The organism is Agrococcus sp. TF02-05, assembly GCF_017565345.1.
GTDB classification, from domain to species: Bacteria; Actinomycetota; Actinomycetes; order Actinomycetales; family Microbacteriaceae; genus Agrococcus; species Agrococcus pavilionensis.
In genome coordinates, this window is the sequence record NZ_JAGEKO010000010.1 from 222,115 (window position 1) to 241,493 (window position 19,379).

At 72.4% G+C, this 19,379-nt stretch carries 19 protein-coding genes and 1 tRNA gene; 8 read left to right on the plus strand and 12 right to left on the minus strand.

Annotated features, from left to right (window positions below; all coding sequences use genetic code 11):
* The first annotated feature begins 1 nt into the window (after position 1).
* The gene (locus JQT67_RS11480) at positions 2 to 328 is read left to right on the plus strand and encodes a helix-turn-helix transcriptional regulator (protein ID WP_021010042.1); all 327 of its coding nucleotides are present in this window, start codon (positions 2 to 4) and stop codon (positions 326 to 328) included.
* Here JQT67_RS11480 and JQT67_RS11485 read toward each other — a convergent pair.
* Positions 297 to 1,001: a permease prefix domain 1-containing protein gene (locus JQT67_RS11485; RefSeq protein ID WP_208064757.1), complete on the minus strand. Its 705-nt coding sequence runs from the start codon at positions 999 to 1,001 to the stop codon at positions 297 to 299. The two genes, JQT67_RS11480 and JQT67_RS11485, sit on opposite strands and share 32 nt — an antisense overlap.
* 35 nt (positions 1,002 to 1,036) lie before the next feature.
* Here JQT67_RS11485 and gltX point away from each other — a divergent pair, with 35 nt between their 5' ends.
* The 4 genes from gltX (at position 1,037) to JQT67_RS11505 (ending at position 4,476) form a co-directional block, all read left to right on the plus strand.
* Positions 1,037 to 2,527 carry a glutamate--tRNA ligase gene (gene gltX / locus JQT67_RS11490; protein WP_243755937.1) on the plus strand — a complete coding sequence of 497 codons (1,491 nt, stop codon included), beginning with the start codon at positions 1,037 to 1,039 and terminating at the stop codon, positions 2,525 to 2,527.
* On the plus strand, positions 2,527 to 3,444 hold the full coding sequence (locus tag JQT67_RS11495) for an NAD(P)/FAD-dependent oxidoreductase (protein ID WP_026373523.1): 918 nt from the start codon (positions 2,527 to 2,529) through the stop codon (positions 3,442 to 3,444). Before gltX ends, JQT67_RS11495 begins: the two co-directional genes overlap by 1 nt.
* A gap of 111 nt (positions 3,445 to 3,555) precedes the next feature.
* Positions 3,556 to 4,302 (plus strand): hypothetical protein, encoded by a 747-nt coding sequence (locus JQT67_RS11500; RefSeq protein WP_208064759.1) that lies wholly within the window; start codon positions 3,556 to 3,558, stop codon positions 4,300 to 4,302.
* A gap of 102 nt (positions 4,303 to 4,404) precedes the next feature.
* A tRNA-Gln gene (locus JQT67_RS11505) sits at positions 4,405 to 4,476 on the plus strand.
* 52 nt (positions 4,477 to 4,528) lie between these two features.
* Here the strand turns inward: JQT67_RS11505 and JQT67_RS11510 are convergent.
* Entirely contained in the window at positions 4,529 to 5,479 is a 951-nt protein-coding gene (locus tag JQT67_RS11510; RefSeq protein WP_208064760.1) for a PLP-dependent cysteine synthase family protein, read from the minus strand.
* Positions 5,480 to 5,610: 131 nt separating this feature from the next.
* On the opposite strand from JQT67_RS11510, the gene JQT67_RS11515 reads away from it, so the two are divergent.
* Together JQT67_RS11515 and JQT67_RS11520 are read left to right on the plus strand one after the other, a co-directional pair.
* Positions 5,611 to 6,009, plus strand: a complete 399-nt coding sequence (locus tag JQT67_RS11515) for a DUF1304 domain-containing protein (protein ID WP_035254220.1) — start codon at positions 5,611 to 5,613, stop codon at positions 6,007 to 6,009.
* A complete protein-coding gene (locus JQT67_RS11520) occupies positions 6,009 to 6,410 on the plus strand; it encodes a membrane protein (protein WP_021010049.1) in 402 nt (133 codons plus the stop codon). The genes JQT67_RS11515 and JQT67_RS11520 overlap by 1 nt, the downstream gene beginning before the upstream one ends.
* Positions 6,411 to 6,414: 4 nt before the next feature.
* Here JQT67_RS11520 and JQT67_RS11525 read toward each other — a convergent pair whose 3' ends face one another.
* The 10 genes from JQT67_RS11525 to JQT67_RS11570 form a co-directional block, all read right to left on the minus strand.
* Positions 6,415 to 7,650, minus strand: a complete 1,236-nt coding sequence (locus JQT67_RS11525) for a YihY/virulence factor BrkB family protein (protein WP_021010050.1) — start codon at positions 7,648 to 7,650, stop codon at positions 6,415 to 6,417.
* Between the two features lie 100 nt (positions 7,651 to 7,750).
* Positions 7,751 to 8,287 carry a TetR/AcrR family transcriptional regulator gene (locus tag JQT67_RS11530; protein WP_208064761.1) on the minus strand — a complete coding sequence of 179 codons (537 nt, stop codon included), beginning with the start codon at positions 8,285 to 8,287 and terminating at the stop codon, positions 7,751 to 7,753.
* The gene (locus JQT67_RS11535; protein WP_208064763.1) at positions 8,280 to 9,110 is read right to left on the minus strand and encodes an alpha/beta fold hydrolase; all 831 of its coding nucleotides are present in this window, start codon (positions 9,108 to 9,110) and stop codon (positions 8,280 to 8,282) included. Before JQT67_RS11535 ends, JQT67_RS11530 begins: the two co-directional genes overlap by 8 nt.
* Positions 9,111 to 9,219: 109 nt before the next feature.
* The gene (locus tag JQT67_RS11540; RefSeq protein ID WP_208064764.1) at positions 9,220 to 11,223 is read right to left on the minus strand and encodes an FAD-dependent monooxygenase; all 2,004 of its coding nucleotides are present in this window, start codon (positions 11,221 to 11,223) and stop codon (positions 9,220 to 9,222) included.
* A gap of 21 nt (positions 11,224 to 11,244) precedes the next feature.
* The gene (locus tag JQT67_RS11545) at positions 11,245 to 12,054 is read right to left on the minus strand and encodes an HpcH/HpaI aldolase/citrate lyase family protein (protein WP_208064766.1); all 810 of its coding nucleotides are present in this window, start codon (positions 12,052 to 12,054) and stop codon (positions 11,245 to 11,247) included.
* The gene (locus tag JQT67_RS11550) at positions 12,051 to 12,866 is read right to left on the minus strand and encodes a 2-keto-4-pentenoate hydratase (protein WP_021010055.1); all 816 of its coding nucleotides are present in this window, start codon (positions 12,864 to 12,866) and stop codon (positions 12,051 to 12,053) included. The genes JQT67_RS11545 and JQT67_RS11550 overlap by 4 nt, the downstream gene beginning before the upstream one ends.
* Positions 12,863 to 13,957, minus strand: a complete 1,095-nt coding sequence (gene hpaD / locus JQT67_RS11555) for a 3,4-dihydroxyphenylacetate 2,3-dioxygenase (RefSeq protein WP_208064768.1) — start codon at positions 13,955 to 13,957, stop codon at positions 12,863 to 12,865. Before hpaD ends, JQT67_RS11550 begins: the two co-directional genes overlap by 4 nt.
* 21 nt (positions 13,958 to 13,978) lie before the next feature.
* A complete protein-coding gene (gene hpaE, locus JQT67_RS11560) occupies positions 13,979 to 15,472 on the minus strand; it encodes a 5-carboxymethyl-2-hydroxymuconate semialdehyde dehydrogenase (protein WP_021010057.1) in 1,494 nt (497 codons plus the stop codon).
* A 79-nt stretch (positions 15,473 to 15,551) separates the two neighbouring features.
* On the minus strand, positions 15,552 to 16,232 hold the full coding sequence (locus JQT67_RS11565) for a GntR family transcriptional regulator (RefSeq protein ID WP_208064886.1): 681 nt from the start codon (positions 16,230 to 16,232) through the stop codon (positions 15,552 to 15,554).
* A gap of 17 nt (positions 16,233 to 16,249) precedes the next feature.
* Complete coding sequence (locus JQT67_RS11570; RefSeq protein ID WP_208064770.1) at positions 16,250 to 17,764, minus strand: fumarylacetoacetate hydrolase family protein; 1,515 nt, start codon at positions 17,762 to 17,764, stop codon at positions 16,250 to 16,252.
* 172 nt (positions 17,765 to 17,936) lie between these two features.
* Here JQT67_RS11570 and JQT67_RS11575 point away from each other — a divergent pair, with 172 nt between their 5' ends.
* The gene (locus JQT67_RS11575) at positions 17,937 to 19,349 is read left to right on the plus strand and encodes an MFS transporter (protein ID WP_307864320.1); all 1,413 of its coding nucleotides are present in this window, start codon (positions 17,937 to 17,939) and stop codon (positions 19,347 to 19,349) included.
* Positions 19,350 to 19,379 lie beyond the last annotated feature (30 nt).

Sequence of the window (19,379 nt, forward strand, 5' to 3'; positions counted from 1 at the left end):
CATGGCTTCCCCTGATGCCCTCCGCGGCCACGTCGACGCGATGCTGCTGTCGGTGCTCGCCGACGGGCCCGTGCACGGCTACGGTGCGATCGAGCGCATCCGCGAGCGCTCCGACGGCGCGCTCGACTTCCCGAGCGGCACGGTCTACCCCGCGCTCAAGCGGCTCGAGGGCCGCGGGCTCATCGAGGGGGAGTGGGCCTCGAGCGGCCGCTCGAAGCGCGTCTACCGGCTGACGCCGGCAGGCACGCGCGCCCTCGCCGACGAGCGCAGCGACTGGGCCGCGACGTCGACGGTGATCAGCCGAGTGCTCGGCGCGGCGCGAGCCTGACGGCGCCCCACCGCACGAGCAGCGCCGCCGCGGCGGCCGCGAGCGCGCCGCCGAGCGTCAGCGTGAGCGCCACGAGCGCGACGAGCAGGCCGACCCCAGCGGGCGGTACCGCGACGGCGCCGACCATCGCGATCGCGCCCGCGACGAGCGCGACCGCGAAGGCGAGCTGGAGCGCCGCGACCGCGACGAGCGCCGCGAGCGAATCGGCGCGGCGCAGCGCGACCCAGCCGGCGAGCGCGGCAGCCGCCACGAACGGCCCCGCGACGTCGAGCGCGCGCGAGACCCGCAGCATCCACCCCGCCTCGACGGGCACGCCGAAGCCCGGCACCGCGGCGAGCGATGTCATGCCCGCGAACCACGCGGCGAGCAGCGCGACCGCGGCGAGGGCGGCGAGCGGGGCGAAGCGGCGGCCGTGCGCCGCGAGCAGCTCCCGCGAGAGCTCCGCGGCGATCGCGCGCGGGTCGCCGAACTCCGCGACGACGGCGGCGGCTGCCGCTGGCTCCGCCGCGCCGGCGACGACGCGATCGGCGACGGCCTCGCGCAGGTCGCCCTCGACCTCTCGAGCGAGCTCGGCGCGCCGGCGCGGCGACGCGACGACGGCGCGCTCGAGGCGGTCGACGAGCTCGCCGACGGGGTCGGCCGCGGCGCGGGAGACCGGGCGGGAGCGGGGCACCGATCGATCCTCCCACGCCTAGGATGGGAGGCATCATGAGCGTCCCCTTCTCGACCGCCACGGGCGGCGACGTCGTCGTCCGCTTCTGCCCCTCGCCCACCGGCACGCCGCACGTCGGACTCATCCGCACGGCGCTGTTCAACTGGGCGTACGCGCGCCACCACGGCGGGAAGATGGTCTTCCGCATCGAGGACACCGACACGGCGCGCGACAGCCAGGAGTCGTACGAGCAGCTGCTCGAGGCGATGCGCTGGCTCGGCATCGACTGGGACGAGGGCGTCGAGACGGGCGGCCCGCACGAGCCCTACCGGCAGTCGCAGCGCGGCGAGATCTACGCCGAGCTCATCCAGCGGCTGCAGGACGCCGGTCACCTCTACGAGTCGTTCGCGACCGCGGAGGAGATCGAGGCGCGCAACGTCGAGCGCGGCCGTGACCCGCGCCAGGGCTACGACAACTTCGAGCGCGACCTCTCCGACGCCGAGCGCGCGGCGCTCCGCGCCGAGGGGCGCCAGCCGAGCCTGCGCTTGCGGGTGCCCGACGAGGACCTCTCGTTCGACGACCTCGTGCGCGGCGAGATCACCTTCCCCGCGGGCTCGTTCTCCGACTTCGTCGTCGTGCGACCGAACGGCGCGCCGCTCTACACGTTCGTGAACCCCGTCGACGACGCGCTCATGGGGGTCACGCACGTCCTCCGCGGCGAGGACCTCCTCTCGTCGACGCCGCGCCAGATCGCGCTCTACCGCGCGCTCGCCGACATCGGCGTCGCGACCGCGATCCCGCGCTTCGGCCACCTGCCGTACGTCATGGGGGAGGGCAACAAGAAGCTCTCGAAGCGCGACCCGCAGTCGAACCTCTTCCTGCTGCGCGAGGCGGGCTTCATCCCCGAGGGGCTGCTGAACTACCTCGCGCTGCTCGGCTGGTCGATCGCGCCCGACCGCGACGTCTTCTCGCGCGACGAGCTCATCGCCGCCTTCGACGTCGCCGACGTCAACCCGAACCCCTCGCGCTTCGACCCGAAGAAGGCCGAGTCGATCAACGGCGACCACGTGCGCATGCTCGCGCCCGACGACTTCGCCGCCCGCCTCGAGCCCTACCTCGGCCGCGTCTTCGACGGCGCACCGAGCGACGAGCAGCGCGCCCTGCTCGCGAAGGCCGCGCCGCTCGTGCAGGAGCGCATGCAGCTCATCGGCCAGGCCGAGGACATGCTCGGCTTCCTCTTCCTCGACGACGAGGACATCCGCCACGACGCCGACGCGGTCGCGAGCCTCGGCGACGACGCGCTCGCGGTGCTCGAGGCGTCGCGCCGCGCGCTCGCGGAGCTCGAGTCGTTCGACACCGCGTCGATCGAGGCGGTCCTCCGCGAGGTGCTGATCGACGGCCTCGGCATCAAGCCCCGCTTCGCCTTCACGCCGCTGCGCGTCGCGGTCACCGGCCGGCGCATCTCGCCGCCGCTGTTCGAGTCGATCGAGCTGCTCGGCCGCGAGTCGACGCTGCGCCGCATCGAGCGGCTGGCCGCGAGCGCCTGATGCAGCCCGACGTCGACGTCGTCGTCATCGGCGCTGGCCCCGCGGGCCTCGCCGCGACGCTCAACCTCGCGCGCGCGCAGCGCTCGGTGGCGCTGCTCGACTCGAACCGGCCGCGGCACGCGGCGACGCTCCAGTCGCACGGCTTCATCACGCGCGACGGCATCTCGCCGCTCGAGCTGCGCGGCATGGGCCGCGAGGAGGTGCTGCGCTACCCGACCGTGTCGTTCGAGCGCACGACGGTGCGCCAGGTCGTGCGCGTCGACGGCGGCTTCGCCGTGCAGGCCGAGCAGCGCGGCGCGAGCGCCGAGAGCGAGACCCGGGCGTCGGCCGTGCTCATCGCGACGGGGCTGTCGGAGACGCTGCCCGCGTCGCAGCACGTGCGCCCCTGGTACGGCACGAGCCTGCACTCGTGCATGGACTGCGACGCGTACGACAAGCGCGGCCAGGCGCTCGCGCTCATCGGCGAGACGCCCGACCTCGTCGACCGCGCCATGGTCATCCGCCGCCACACCGACGACCTCGCGGTGTTCACGAACGGGTCGGATGCGGTGAGCGAGGCGGGCGCGGAGCGGCTCGCCGCGCACGGGGTCGCGCTCGAGCGCACGCCCATCGCCGCGATCGAGGGCGACCGCGACGGCATGCGCGCGATCGTGCTCGAGGACGGCCGGCGGAGCGAGCGCACCGGCGGCTTCGTGCGCCCGTGGTGGCACCCGCAGCTCGAGTTCGCCGAGCCGCTCGGCCTCGACACCGACGACGACGGGCTCGTCGTCGTCGACCGGGCCCAGCGGGCCTCCGTCGAGGGCATCTACGCGGCCGGCGACATCACGCCGGGCTTCCGGCAGCTCTCGGTCGCCGCGGGCGCGGGCACGATCGCCGCGTCGGTCATCAACCGCGACCTCATCGCGCGCGAGCTCTAGCCTCCTCGCTCCTCCTCCGCTCATCGAGTAGGCCCGAAGGGCCGTATCGAGATGACGGGCCCCGGTTGTACCCTGGTGAGCGCGCGGCCACCGCCGCTGAGGAGGCCACCGATGACGATCACCGAGGAGCGACCCTCGTCGGCGACGAAGCTCTCGCCGCCCGAGCGGAAGGCGCGCCGCAAGCGCATCCTGTCGTGGGTGCTGCCCGCGATCGGCGTCGCCCTCATCGCCGGCCTCTTCCTCCTCACGCAGCACCTGCTCGCGAACGGCCTCGGCCAGCCCCGCGAGGCGCTGCCCGAGGAGGTCTCGGCGAACAACACGACCCAGTTCGGCGAGGCGGGAACCTCGTACGCCGTGCAGTACCAGGTCGTGACCCTCAACCTGAGCGAGCGGCCCATCGCCGCCGCCGACCTGTCGATGGCGGACGACGCCCAAGCGGTCATCGCGCCGGGCTACGGCTTCCTCGACACGACGATGTACGTCGGCGAGGGCGGCGGCATCAACGGCCAGGGCTACTTCTCGGAGATGATGTCGTCGGTCGCGGCGACCACCGAGCGCGGCACCGTGACCCGCATCGACATGCAGCGAGCGCCCGTGGGCTGGGCGGAGTTCCCGAGCGCGATGAACGCCGTCGAGCTCGGCGCGGTCGCCTTCGGCTGGGACGTCGACCAGGACGACATCGACGCCTTCACGACGCGCACGGCGGAGTCGGTGCGGCAGGGCGAGCCCATCTCGTGGGAGATCGGCGCGGCCGGCGCCATGGGCGTCCCCGTCAGCGGCGCGGTCAGCTGCTCGGGCGAGGGGCTCTGCGTCGTGAGCTACTCGGTCGACGTCTCGGGGCAGTCCGTCGGCGACTGACGCCGGCGCGCCGACCGCGGTCGCGGCCGACCGGGATTCGCGCTCGGCGGCGGGAGTTGCTATGCTCGACTCTTGGTTCGCAGTGCCTCGGCGCGCGACCATTGGGGTATGGTGTAATTGGCAACACGGAGGTTTCTGGTACCTTTGTTCTTGGTTCGAGTCCAGGTACCCCAGCGTTCGGAGCCCCGCGGAAGCGGGGCTTCTTCCGTTTTCCCGGCACGGTTCCTCAGGCGCGGTAGAGGTCCCCGGCCAGGTACTTCAGCCCCGAGTCGGTCGCGACCGTCACGACGGTGCCGCCCTCGCCGATCCGCTCGGCGAGGCGCAGCGCTCCCGCCACGTTGACCGCGCTCGACGTGCCGGCGAAGACGCCCTCCTCGCGCGCGAGCCGACGTGCCAGCGCGCGCGCCTCGGCCTCGTCGACCGTCGCCGCCTCGTCATAGGTACCGGGCGCGAGCAGCGGCGGGACGATGCCCGTCGCGATGCCCTCGACGCGGTGCGGCCCCGCTCTGCCCTCGGTGAGCATCGGCGAGGTCGTCGGTTCGAGCGCGACGACCCGCACGGGCGCGGACTGCCGCCGCAGCGCGCCGGCGGCGCCGACGAGCATGCCCGCGGTGCCGACGCCCGCGCAGAACGCGTCGACGCGACCGCCGCTCGCGCCCACCGCCTCGAGGATCTCCCGGCCGAGCGCCGCGTAGCCCGTGAGCGCATCCGCGTTGTGGAACTGGTCGACCCACCACGCGTCCTCGCCCTCGACGATGCGCTCGACCTCCTCGCGCATCCGCACGAACAGGTCGGGCGTGATGCGCCCGCCGTCGCTGGCGACGAGGGTGACCTCGGCGCCGAGCGCGCGCATGGTGTCGAGCTTCTCCTTCGCGAAGGCGTCGGACGAGACGATCGAGAGCGCGTAGCCCTTGACCGCGCACACGAAGGCGAGCGACGAACCGGTGCTGCCGCCCGAGTACTCGACGACTCGCCTGCCCGGCCGCAGGTCGCCGCGCCCCTCGGCCGCCTCGACGATCGCCCTCGCCATCCGGTCCTTGTAGCTGCCGGTCGGGTTGCCGCCCTCGAGCTTCACGAGCACGCGCGCCGCCCGCGGCGGCACGAGGCGGCGCAGCTGCACGAGCGGCGTGCCGCCGATCGCATCGAGCGGCGAGGAGAGGATGCCGTGCTCGCCCATGCGCCCTGCTTCCCGCGAGTGTGCGCCACTCGAGCGCGGCGCTCGCTCCAGTCATGCCACACGAGCGCGTCCGCGGCAAGCCCGCGCTTCGCTCGGCCACGATCCGAGCCCGACTGCCTAGACTGCGGCGCATGGACCTCGCCGTCATCGCGTGCATCGCGGCCGCGCTCGCCGCAGCCGTGCACGGCTACATCTTCGTGCTCGAGACGCTCCGCTGGGAGGAGCCGGGCACGCGCCGCGTCTTCGGCACGACGCCCGAGCAGGCGGCGCTCTCGAAGCAGCTCGCCGCCAACCAGGGCGTCTACAACCTGCTGCTCGGCATCGCCGCGGTCGCGAGCGTCATCCTCATCGTCACTGGCCTCCGCGGCCCGGGACTCACGCTGCTGCTGACGATCACGGGCATCATGCTCGCCGCGGCGCTCTACCTCGTCGTGAGCGATCGCTCGAAGGGGAGGGCGGCCGTCGTCCAGGGCTTCTTCCCGCTCGTCGCGGTCGTCACCGGCCTCGTCGCCCTCGGCCAGAGCGTCTGATGGCCGGCATCCGCACCGCCGCTCGCGTGCTGCTCGGCGCCTCGCTCGTCTTCGCCGGCGTCAGCCACCTCACGTTCGCGCGAGACGAGTTCCGCGCCCAGGTACCAGAGCTCGTCACCGAGCTCGCGCCCGTGAGCGAGGACGCGGTCGTGCTCGGCTCCGGCGTCGCCGAGGTCGCGCTCGGCGGCGCGCTGCTGCTCGCCCCGCACGGGCGGCGCCGCGCCGTCGGCCGCGTCGCGGCGGCGTTCTTCGCCGCCGTCTTCCCCGGCAACATCTCCCAGTGGCTGCACCGGCGGGATGCGTTCGGGCTCGACACCGACGACAAGCGCTTCACGCGACTGCTCTTCCAGCCCGTGCTCATCGCGTGGGCGCTGTGGTCGACGCGGCCTCCGCGCCGCTGACCGGTCAGTCCTTCCGGGGGAAGATCCCGAGGAACTTGCGCTTGGCGGGACGCGCCTCGCTCGAGGCGCGGACGCCGGCGCGATCGCCGCGACCGCCGTCGTCGTCGCGACCCCGCGCATCCGCCCGATCGTCGTCCTCGGTGTCGTCGCTGTGCTCCTCGCGGATCTCGCGGCCCTCGGCCTCGAGCTTGTCGCGCGCCTCGGCCTTCTTCTCGACCTTCTTCGTCGAGCGGGGCGGCAGCTGGATGGTCGCCTCCGCCTCGATGCCGGTCTGCAGCTGCCGCGCGCGCTCGGTCTCGGCGTCGACCTCGGCGCCGAGGATCAGCACGATGTTGAAGATCCAGAGCGCGAACAGCAGCGCCATGACCGTGCCGATCGTGCCGTAGGCGCTGTAGCCGGTGAGGAGCGTGAAGTAGAGGTAGAGGCCCACTGCAGCGATCGCGATGCCGACGATCGCGAAGATCGAGCCGAGGCTCACCCACGTGAACTTCGGCTGCTGCACGTTCGGGGCGAGGTAGTAGAGCAGCGCGATCATCGCGATCACGATCGCGAGCATCACGGGCCACTTCACCCATGCCCAGATCGGCAGGAAGGTCTGCAGCATGAAGGCGAGCAGCCCGCCGAGGCCGAGCGGCTCGGCGATCGGCCCGAGCACGCCCTCGACGAGCGACTCGTTGAGGGCGAGCGAGACGAGCAGCAGCACGACGCCCACGAGCAGCGCGATCGTGATGAGGAGCATCGTCGCGGTCTGCTTGATGAGGCCGCGACCCTCCTCCATGCCGTAGATGATGTTCATCGAGCGCGAGAACGCCTTGACGTAGGCGGAGGCCGACCACACGGCCGTCGCGATGCCGATGATGAGCGCGATCACGCCGCCGGTGGCCGAGCTCGTCATCGTCTCGACGAGGTCGACGACGAGCGATCGGTAGTCCTCCGGCACGCGCTGAGCGAGGTCGTCGACGAGGCTCGTGACGGTGCTCGCGTTGTTGGCGAGCACGAGCGCGATGATCGAGAAGACGGCGAGCAGTCCCGGCGCGAGCGAGAGCACCATGTAGTAGGTGAGCATCGCGGCGAGGTCGGTGCCGCCGTCGGTGCCGAACTCCTTGATGGCCCGCTTGAGCGCGTACTTCCAGCTCGCGCCCTCGAGCTTGGGCGGGGAGTCGGGCTTCGCGTCGTGATCCGGCGCCGGCGCGTCTGCGGCATCGAGTGTCGCGTCGAGGCGGTCGCTGCTGTCCGACATGCGGTTCTCCCATCGTCCTCCGGGAGCCCCCGGTGCGGGCGACTGTACCCCAGCGAACCGGCCCGAACTTGGGAGTCGACAGGACGTCGGGCGAGAGGCGTCAGGGCGCCACGAGGCGGTCGACGAGGCGGTCGAAGGATGCGTCGACGTCGGTCGCGAGACCGAAGCCGCCCGCGGCCTCGAGCGTCGCGAAGCCGTGCGCGGCCGCGCGGAGCGCCCGGAGCGCGTGGATCGCGTCGTCGCCCGAGAGGTCGTCGACGGCGCGCGCGGCGATCCCGAGCACGCGCTCGCCCGCCGCCTCGAGCAGCGGATGGCCGAGGGGATGCACCGGCAGGGCCCGGTAGCGCTCCGGGTGCCGCACGGCGAAGGCGCGGTACGCGTGCAGGAACGCCCGCGCGGCATCCGCCCGCTCGAGCCCTGCCGTCGCCGCCTCGAGCTCGTGGCCGAGGTCGTCGTAGATGCGCGCGCCGACGAGCGCCTCGAGCTCGGCGAGGCCCGCGACGTGCTTGTAGATCGAGGGCGGCTTGACCCCCGCGCGCGCGGCGATCGCGCCGATCGACAGCGGACCGCCGCCCGCGTCGAGCTCCTCGAGCGCGACGTCGACGAGCGCGGCGGGGGAGAGGCCCGCCCTAGGCACGCGCCGAGCCCACGGCCCACCCGACGCGGCGCGCGAGGGCGAGCACCGCATCCGCCGTCTCGACCGGTCGCTCCGCGTGCGGGTAGTGCCCCGCGCCGGCGACCGTGCGCACCTCGGCGACGCCCGCGGGCATGGCCTCGGCGTACGCATTCGCCTCGGCCGCGGGGTCGCGGAAGTCGGGGTCGCGCTCGCCCATCACGACCGCGACGGGGGCGGTCTGCGTCGCTCGGGCGCCGATCGCGTCCTTCCCGCTGCCCTCGCCCATCGCCCGGAGCGCGGCGGTGCCGTGGGGACGCCGCATCGAGGCGACGATGTGGCGGCGGTGGTCGCCGAGGTCGACGGGCGGCGTGCGGTGCAGCGAGCGGTAGAAGAGCGACCACAGCAGGGCGCTGCTCGTCACGGCGCGCGTCGCGACGCGCATGGCGGGCGAGGGCGGCGCGGTGCTCGCCCAGGGGGCGATCGCGACGGCGCCGACGATCGCGTCGGGCGCGAGCTGCGTCGCGAGCAGCGCGCTGTCGGGCGTGTAGGAGTGCCCGACGACGATCGCGGGGCCGCCGAGGTGCCGGGCGAGCGCGACGGCCGCGCGAGCGATGTCGCGCTGGCCGACGAGCGGCTCGGCCGTCGCGTCGGAGTCGCCGTGCCCGGGCAGGTCGAGCGTCGCGACGCGCATGCCGTGCGCCACGAGCTCGGGCACGAGGTGGCGGTAGGCGCTGCGGAGGTCGCCCATGCCGGGGAGGCACACGACGAGCGGGCCGGCGCCCGCGACGTCGAAGGCGAGCGAGTGGCCCTCGAAGGCGAGCCGGGCGGTCGTGGCAGTGGTCATGCGATCAGGCTAATGGCATTAGCCATCGCTGCGCAAGGGGCGCCAAGCATGCAGCGGGGCCCGCGCCGAGCCGGTCGTGACGGCGGCGCGGGCCCCGAGCCCGAGGAGCTCAGGCCTCGGCCGAGACCTTCGCGCGGGCTTGCTGCAGCGCGCCGGGGCGCGGCTCGATCTCGACGGCCGGGTCGTGCTGCGGGTCGGCCGGCAGCAGCACGCCGTCGAAGAACTCGGCCAGCAGCTCCGGGCGGTCGAGCGGCAGCACGGTCGCGACGAACATGTCGGGCCGGACGACCACGACGCATCCGTCGCGGCTCACGCCTCGGCGCTCGAAGATGTCGTCCTTCGGGTCGGCCGCGTACACGAGCTCGTCGTCGCGCAGCTGGAACGGGCCGAAGCGCGGCCGGAAGACGTCGTCGACGTCGTGCGGCTCGATCGCGTCGTGGTCCTGCTGCCAGACGACCTTGACGTCGAAGACGCTGCCGGCGTCGTCGCCCTCGCGGCGCGTCCGCACGTACGGCGACTCGGGCGAGGTGCGCACCCACTGCGCCCACGCCTCGATCGCGCCCCCCTGCCCGGGCGCCTCGCGGCCCGCGAAGGCGTAGAGGCGCCAGCGGCCGTCGGCGCGCATGTGGTGGCCGAGCTCCATCGGCACCGCATCGCACACGCGCACGACGGGCGCCGACCAGAAGCGCTTGCCGATCGGGTAGCCGGTCGCGAGGTGCTGGTGCTCGCCCGATTCGGTGATCATCGAGGGCTCGTAGTGGGTGCCGAAGCCCGAGGCCTGCACCTCGCTCTTGAGGTAGTGCGCCGTGACCTCCTTGGGGTCGACGCCGCCGAGCTCGGGGTGCTCGGGGTCGAGCACCTTCGCGCCCATGAGCGTCGACCACTCGCGGTCGAAGTCGATGAGCTTCTGCGCGACGACCTGGCGCTCGACCGAGTAGGTGTCGAGCAGCGACTCGGGCGAGCGCCCCGTGAGCACCGAGCCGAGCTTCCAGCCGAGGTTGAAGGTGTCCTGCATCGAGACGTTCATGCCCTGCCCGGCCTTCGCCGAGTGGGTGTGGCACGCGTCGCCCGCGATGAACACCCGGGGCTCGACCGTGCCGCGCTCCTCGGGCTTCACGTCGTCGAAGGTGTCGGTCAGGCGCTGGCCAACCTCGTAGATGCTCCACCACGCGACGTCGCGCACCTCGAGCCGGTAGGGGCGGAAGATCGACTGCGCGATCTCGACGATGCGCTCGAGCGGCGTCTCGCGCACCTTGCCGTGGTCCTCGGGCAAGATGTCGCCCATGTCGACGTAGATGCGGCACAGCGCGTTGCCCTCCCGGGGGATGAGCAGGATGCTGCCGGCCTCCGACTGGATCGCGCACTTCGTGCGGATGTCGGGGAAGTCGGTGTCGACGAGCACATCCATGACGCCCCACGCGTGGTTGCGCGAGTCGCCGAGCAGCTGCCCGCCGATCGACTTGCGCACGACCGAGCGGGCCCCGTCGCAGCCGACGGCGTACTTCGCGCGCACGACGCGCTCGGTGCCCGCGTCGGGGCCGGCCGTGCGGCGGAGCGTCGCCCTCACGGGGTGGGTCTCGCCGTCCTCGACCTCGAGCCCGAGCAGCTCCCAGCCGAAGTCGGGGCTCATGCGGCTCGGCGAGTTGGCCATGTACTCGCAGAAGTAGTCCTGCACGCGCGCCTGGTTGCAGATGACGTGCGGGAACTCGCTGAGCGTCGAGCCCTCGACGCCCGCGGAGTCGAGCGTCGCCTCCGCGCGGTAGATGCGCGAGCGGTCGGCGGGGTCGGGGCGCCAGAACTGCATCTCGGTGATGCGGTAGGCCTCCTGCAGCAGCCGCTCGGCGAAGCCGAACGCCTGGAAGGTCTCGATCGAGCGCGCCTGCAGGCCGTCGGCCTGGCCGAGCTCGAGGCGGCCCTCGCGGCGCTCGATGATGCGCGTGTGCACCTCCGGGTACATCGACAGCTGCGCGCCGAGCAGCACGCCCGCCGGACCGGTGCCGACGATGAGCACGTCCATCTCGTCGGGGAGCTCCGCGGGCCGGTCGAGGCCGATGCCCGCGGCGGGCAGGATGCGCGGGTCGCCCTTGACGTAGCCGTGGTGGTGGAACTGCATGGCTTCTCCTTCGAAGGCTCTCTAGTAGCTGTCTGCGGCGGCGCGCGTGTCGCGGATGCGGGCGACGGCCGCCTCCGAGCCGCGCGCCATGAGCGTGACGTCGGCCGAGACGAAGACGAACGCGGCGCCGCGCGCGAGCACGCGATCCTGGTCGGCCTCCGCGAACGCGTTGACGCCGACCGGCTTGCCCGCGCCGCGCACGGCGTCGATCGCCGCGTCGACCGCGGCGACGACCTCCGGCGCTCCGGGCGAGCCGGGGAAGCCCATCGAGCCGGCGAGGTCGGCGGGGCCGATGAAGACGGCGTCGACGCCGTCGACCGCCGCGATCTCGGCGGCGTTCGCCACCGCATCCGCCGTCTCGATCTGCACGACGACCGACACGTGCCGGTCGGCGTCGCCGACGTAGCCGGCCGCGCGGCCCCAGCGGGCCGAGCGGGCGAGTGCCGAGCCGATGCCGCGCGAGCCGGCGCGCTCGCCTGCCGCGCCCGGGTAGCGGGCCGCGCGCACGGCGGCCTCGGCGTCGGCGGCGCTCGAGACCATCGGCACGACGATGTTCTGCGCGCCGAGGTCGAGCACCTGCTTGATGCGCACGGGGTCGTTCCAGGGGATGCGCACGATCGTCGTGACCGGGTAGGCCTCGGCCGCCTGCAGGATCTGCAGGATGTCGCGCAGCTCGATCGGCCCGTGCTCGCCGTCGACGAGCAGCAGGTCGGCGCCCGAGCCCGCCATGAGCTCGGCGGCGATCGGGCTGCCGGATGCGTTCCACAGGCCCACGAGGGCGCGGTCGGCTCCCGCGAGCGCGTCGCGCAGGGTCGGCTTGAGCGCCGTCATCGGAACGCCACCTCGACCATCCCCGCGTCCTGGAACTCGACCCGCACGCGGTCGCCCGGGTGCACCCACACGGGGCGGGTGAACGAGCCGGCGAGGATGAGCTCGCCCGCCTCGAGCCGGTCGCCGTGCTGCGCGAGCTTGCCCGCGAGCCACGCGACGCCGTGCGCGGGGTGGCCGAGCACGCCGCCCGAGACGCCCGTCTCGATCACCTCGTCGTTGACGAAGCACTGCGCGCCGATCCAGGCGAGGTTGCGGTCGCGCGGGCCGAGCTCGACGTCGCCGACGACGACGGCGCCGAGCGCCGCGTTGTCGCTGATGGTGTCGACGATCGTGCGGCCCGCGAGCTCGATGTGCGAGTCGAGGATCTCGAGCGCCGGCACGACGACCTCGGTCGCGTCGAGCACCTGCTCGATCGTGAGCCCCTCACCCTCGAGCGGCGAGCGCAGCACGAAGGCGAGCTCGACCTCGACGCGCACGTTCGACCACTGCGCGTGCTCGACCGTGTCGCCCGAGCGGTAGGCCTGGTCGGCGAAGATCACGCCGTAGTCGGGCTCCGTGATGCCCGTCGCATCCTGCATCGCCTTGCTCGTGAGGCCGATCTTGCGGCCCACGAGCCGCGCCCCGGCCTCCTCGCGGCGAGCGCGCCAGATGCGCTGCACCGCGTAGGAGTCCTCGATCGTCGCCTCGGGGTAGCGCGTCGAGATGCGCTCGATCGTGCCGCGCGAGCGCGTGGCCTCGGCGAGCTCGTCGGCGATCGCGGTGACCGTCGCGTCGTCGAGGCCCCGGCCAGGGCGCAGGTGGTCCGTCGTCACAGCTGGTTGCCGATCTTGAAGCCCTTCGCGGCCTCGCCCTTGTAGGTGCCGTCCTCGTCGCCCTTGCGCGTGTACGAGAAGCCGTCGGCGCCGACGGTCACCTCCATCTCGCTCGAGTCGGTGCGCTCGACGATCTCGACGACGTTGCCGTCGAGGTCGAGCACCGGCGAGGCCTCGGTGTACCAGGAGGGCACGACCGGGTTGCCCCACCAGTCGCGGCGCTGGTTGTCGTGCACGTCCCACGTGATGACGGGGTTGTCGGGGTCGCCGGTCCAGTAGTCCTGCGTGTAGATCTCGACGCGGTGGCCGTCGGGGTCGGTGATGTAGAGGTAGAACGCGTTCGAGACGCCGTGTCGGCCGGGGCCGCGCTCGATGTGGTCCGACATCCGCAGCGCGCCGAGCTTGTCGCAGATCTGGATGATGTTGTGCTTCTCGTGGGTCGAGAACGCGATGTGGTGCATGCGCGGGCCGTTCCCGCCCGTGAGCGCGGTGTCGTGCACGGTGCCCTTGCGGTGCATCCACGCGGCGTAGGTGACGCCCTGGTCGTCCTGGATGTCCTCCGTGACGCGGAAGCCGAGGTCCTCGAGGTACTTGCGACCGCGCGGCACGTCGGGCGTGACCTGGTTGAAGTGGTCGAGGCGCACGAGCTCGCCCGCCGAGTAGAGGTCGTAGCGCTGGTGCAGCCGCTCGGCGTGCTCGGTCGCGTAGAAGAACTCGTAGGGGAAGCCCAGCGGGTCCTCGACGCGCACGCTGTCGCCGAAGCCCTTCTGGAAGCCGTCCGCGCGACGCTCCGTGCGGCATCCGAGCTCGCGGTAGTAGGCCTCGGCGCGGTCGACGTCCTCGGGCGTGCGCACGCGGTACGCGAACGCGGCGACCGCGGCGACGGGGCCCTTGCGGAGGACGAGGTTGTGGTGGATGAACTCCTCGAACGACCGCAGGTAGATCGCCTCGTCGTCCTCCTCCGTCACGTGCAGGCCGAGGATGTCGACGTAGAACTCGCGGCTCTTGGCCAGGTCGGTGACCACGAGGTCCATCGCGGCGCAGCGGATGATGTCGGGCGCGGGGACGGAGGGCTTGGGGATCTCGTTCATGGTGCTGCTCCTTGGCAGGGGTCAGGCGGATGCGCCGAAGCGGGTGGTGTGGACGTCGCCGAGCGTGATGTGCACGGCCTGCTGGTCGCTGTAGAAGTCGAGCGAGCGGTAGCCGCCCTCGTGGCCGAGGCCCGAGGCCTTGACGCCGCCGAAGGGGCTGCGGAGGTCGCGCACGTTGTGGCTGTTGAGCCACACCATGCCCGCCTCGACGTCCTGCGCGAACAGGTGCGCGCGCTTGAGGTCGTTCGTCCAGATGTAGGCGGCGAGGCCGTACTTCGTGTTGTTGGCGAGCGCGAGCGCCTCCTCGTCGGAGTCGAACGGCGTGATGCACACCACCGGCCCGAAGATCTCCTCCTGGAAGATGCGTGCCTCGGGGGCGACGTCGACGAAGACGGTCGGGGCGACGAAGTTGCCCTCGGGGAACGCCTCGGGGCGGCCGCCGCCGGCGACGAGGCGGCCCTCCTCCTTGCCGATCTCGACGTACGACATGACCTTGTCGAAGTGCTCGGGGTGCACGAGCGCGCCGACCTCGGTCTTCGGGTCGCCGGGGTCGCCCACGACGATGCTCTTCGCTCGCGCCGCGTAGCGCTCGACGAACTCGTCGTAGACGCTGCGCTCGACGAGGATGCGGCTGCCGGCGGTGCAGCGCTCGCCGTTGAGCGAGAAGACGCCGAAGAGCGTCGAGTCGATCGCGGCATCGAGGTCGGCGTCGGCGAAGACGACGGCGGGGCTCTTGCCGCCGAGCTCCATCGAGAGCGCCTTGAGGTGCGGCGCCGAGTTGCCGAAGATGAGCTGGCCCGTGCGGCTCTCGCCCGTGAACGAGATGAGCGGCACGTCGGGGTGCTTCACGAGCGCGTCGCCCGCGGTCTCGCCGAAGCCGTTGACGAGGTTGAAGACGCCGCGCGGCAGCTCGGCCTCCTCGAAGATGCCCGCCCACAGCGACGCCGAGAGCGGCGTGAACTCGGCGGGCTTCAGCACGACGGTGCAGCCGGAGGCGAGCGCGGGGCCGAGCTTCCACGACTCGAGCATGAAGGGGGTGTTCCACGGCGTGATGAGGCCCGCCACGCCCTTGGGCTTGCGGTTGACGTAGTTCACCTGCGTGCCGGGCACCTTGTAGGTGTCGTCGCGGCCGGCGACGATGAGGTCGGCGAAGAAGCGGAAGTTCTCTGCGGCGCGCTGCGCCTGGCCTTTGGCCTGCGTGATCGGCAGGCCCGAGTCCCACGACTCGAACTGCGCGAGCTCCTGGTCGCGCGACTCGACGATGTCGGCGATGCGGGAGAGGATGCGCGCGCGCTCGCGGTTCTTCATGCGCGGCCACGGGCCCTCATGGAAGGCGCGGCTCGCGGCGGCGACGGCGAGGTCGATGTCGGCCTGCTTGCCGGAGGCGGCGACGGTGTAGTCCTCGTTCGTGACCGGGTTGAGCACGCCGAACGTGTCGCCGTCGACCGACGCGACGCGCTCGCCGTCGATGTAGTGGGGGATGAGGTCGGGGATGCCTGCGGGCTGGTCGGCCATGGTGGCTCCTTGTCTGTTCGGGTCGTCGTCGCCGGTGTCGGCGGTTCAGGGCTGTCGGCAGCTGAGGGCTGTGCGGGGCTCAGGGCTTGGGCTGCGTGCGGTGCAGGTAGGCATCGGGCGTCGCGAGGCGGTGCGCGCGCACGGCGAGCTCGATGCGGCGCGGGTCGGCGCCCTCCTCGATGAGCGCGAGGATCGCGTCGTGCTCGTCGACCGACGGCACGGCGCGGCTCGGCACGAACGAGAAGGTCGATTGGCGCAGCCGCGCGAGGCGCTTCCAGCAGGTGTCGATGACGTCGCCGAGCACGCCGTTGGGGCAGACGTCGGTGAGCTGCCGGTGGAACGCCTCGTTGAGGGCGGTGAACCGCACGGGGTCGAAGTCGGCGAGCGACTGCCGCATCTCGTCGTTGATCGCGCGCGCGGCGGCGACGTCCGACGCCGAGTAGAGGCCGGCGGCGAGCGAGATCGCGGCGCCCTCGACGTACGAGAGCGTCTCCATCGTGTCGTGGTACTCGAGCTCGTCGATCTCGGCGACGCGCGCCCCGATGTTGCGCTCGAACGTGACGAGGCCCTCCGCCTCGAGCCGGCGGATCGCCTCCCGCACCGGCACGACGCTCATGTCGAGCTCGCGACCGATCGCGTCGAGCACGAGCCGGAAGCCGGGGGAGTAGGTGCCGTCGACGATGCGGTCGTGCAGCAGCCGGTAGGCGCGCTGCGACTTCGAGGGCGCGATCGTGCCGCCCGACTCGGCGACGGCGGCCATGCGCTGCCGCCGGCCGCTCACGACCCCTCCGTCGCGCCGGTCTCGGCCTCGTACTTCGCGCGCCACTCGGCGTTCATCGGGAACAGCCCGTCGACGGGGTGGCCCGCCTCGACCTGCGCGGCGATCCACTCCTCCTCGGCCTCCTGCTGCAGGCACTCGTCGACGAGCTCGCGCGCGAGCGCCGGCGGGATGACGAGCACGCCGTCGTTGTCGCCGACGATGATGTCGCCGGGCTGCACCGTCGCGCCGCCGCACGCGATCGTCTCGTCGAACGACCACGGCACGTGCAGCCGGCCGAGCACGGCGGGGTGGCCGCCGCCGTGGTAGGTCGGCACGCCGATCTCGGTCACGACGTCGAGGTCGCGCACGCCGCCGTCGGTGACGAGGCCCGCGGCGCCGAGGTGGCGGGCGCGGAGCGCGAGGATGTCGCCGAGCGTGCCCGAGCGGTTGTCGCCGCGCGCCTCGATCACGACGACCTCGCCGGGCTGCAGCGAGTCGAACAGCCGCTTCTGCGCGTTGTAGCCGCCGCCGTGGGTCTTGAAGAGGTCCTCGCGATTGGGCACGTAGCGCAGCGTGCGCGCGGTGCCGACCATCCGCTTGCCGGGCTGCGTCGAGCGCAGGCCGTCGATCGAGACGTTGTTGAGGCCGCGCTTCCGCAGTCCGGAGGAGAGCGTCGCGAGCGCGACGCGCGAGAGCTTGTCGCGCAGCTCGTCGTCGAGCACGGGCGCGGCCTGCGGCTCGAACTCGGCGATCGGGCGGCCGGATGCGTCGGCCCACTGGTCGGGCGTCGGCTTCGGCTGGGCGGAGTAGGCGGGCAGCCGCTGCTCGCCGACCCGCACGGTCGACGCGAGCCTCCCGGTCGAGAGGCGCTCGCCGTCGAGCGCGGTCGCCGTCACCTCGACCTCGACCGACTGGCCGGGGGAGAGGGTCGATGCGTTGGCGGGCGTGCCCGTGAGGATCACGTCGCCGGGCTCGAGCGTGATGAGCTGCGAGAGGTCGCTCACGATCTGCGGGAGCGAGAAGAGGAGCGTCGAGGTCGAGTCCTCCTGCACGAGCTCGCCGTCGAGCCACGTCCGCACCTCGATCGCGTGCGGGTCGAGCCGCGTCGCGTCGAGCAGCGCCGGGCCGATCGGCGTCATGCCGTCGCCGCCCTTCGAGCGGATGTTGGCGCCCTTGTCGACCCAGCGGAGGTCGAAGACGCCGAGGTCGTTCGACGCCGTGACCGACGCGACGTGCGCCCACGCATCCGCCTCGTCCACCGCTCGCGCGTGCGAGCCGATGACGATCGCGATCTCGCCCTCGAAGCCGAAGATCTCGGTGCCCGCCGGCATGACGACCTCGCCGCCGGTCGAGAGCGAGGTCGCGGGCTTGAGGAAGAAGCCCGGCGCCTCGGGCGTGCGGCCCTTCTGCGCGGCGCGGCCGCGGTAGCCGATGTGCATCGCGAAGACCTTGCCGGGGCGGGAGCCGAGCAGGCCCCAAGCCGCTTCGGCGGAGGCGAGGGAGTCGGTCGGGAGCTGCGACGATGCATGCATGTCGGCATCGTATACGATTCCGAATCTGGTCTGCAAGGCCGTCGTGCGCTGGCCGATTCGGGGCAGCCTCAGGGTCCGCCCAAGGCGCTTGTCGTCGTGCACGAAATCGTATATCTTCCACTCAGTCCCGGCACCGAGCCCTCGGCGCCCTTCCCCTGACAAAGGAGTCAGCGTGTCTCACAGCACGACGCCTCACACCTCCGCGCGAGAGCGCAACAAGGTCCTCGCGGCCGTCGTCGTCGGCACCACGATCGAGTGGTACGACTTCTTCATCTACGCCTTCATGGCGAACCTGGTCTTCGCGCAGCTCTTCTTCGAGCCGGCCGGACCGGGCGTCGGCCAGATCATCTCGCTCGTGACGATCGGCATCTCGTTCCTGTTCCGCCCGCTCGGCGCCTTCCTCGCCGGCCACTTCGGCGACCGGATCGGCCGTCGCCCGATGCTCGTCCTCACGCTCCTCCTGATGGGCGCCGCGACCACGCTCGTCGGCGCGCTGCCCACCTACGAGCAGGTCGGGATCCTCGCGCCGATCATGCTCATGGTGCTGCGCATCCTGCAGGGCCTCTCGGCCGGCGGCGAGTGGGGCGGCGCCGTGCTCATGGCCATCGAGCACGCGCCGGCCAACCGCCGCGGCCTCTACGGCTCGTTCGTGCAGGCCGGCGTGCCGATCGGCATGCTGCTCGCGACCGGCATCCTCGCGGCCATCCGCGCCATGTTCCCGGGCGACGCGTTCCTCGAGGTCGGCTGGCGCATCCCGTTCTTCATCTCGATCATCCTCGTGCTCGTGGGCTACCTCGTGCGCCGCTCGGTCGACGAGTCGCCGGTGTTCCAGGAGATCAAGGAGACGGCGCAGGAGCAGTCGGCGCCCATCGTGCAGGTCTTCAAGAAGTACGGCCTCGTCGTGCTCTTCGCCGCGCTCGTCTTCATGGCGAACAACGCCACGGGCTACATGACGACCGGCGGCTACGTGCAGGGCCTCGCGTCCCGACCCGTCGACGCGCCGGTGCCCGGCCTCGGCTTCGACCCCGTCGGCGTGCAGCTGGCGACCTTCGCGGGCTCGCTCTCGTGGCTCGTGTTCACGTTCGTCGCCGGCTGGGCGTCCGACCGCATCGGCCGCAAGCCGCTCTACCTCATCGGCTGGACGGCGCTCGCCGCGGGCATCGTGCCGCTGTTCCTGCTCGTCGAGACGGGCGTCGCGGGCGTCGCGTGGGCGACGATCCTGCTCGGCGTGGGCCTCGGCCTCACCTACGGCGCGCAGGCGGCGTGGTACGCGGAGTCGTTCCCCGCCTCGGTGCGCTTCTCGGGTGTCTCGATCGCCTACGCGATCGGCGCGGTCATCGGCGGCGCGTTCGCGCCCACCATCGCGCAGGCGCTGCTGCAGGCGACCGGCTCGACGTGGGCGATCGTCGGCTACCTGCTCGCGACGGTGGTGCTCTCGCTCATCGGCACGCTGCTGCTGAAGGACCGCACGGGCATCCCGCTCTCGATCGAGTTCGAGAAGTCGGGCAAGTGGGACGGCTGGAAGAAGGGCGACGAGTTCGTCGCGCTCTCCGAGGTCGACCGCGAGGCAGCCGTCGAGCGCTGACCCTCGAAGACCGGAACGGCCCCGCCACTG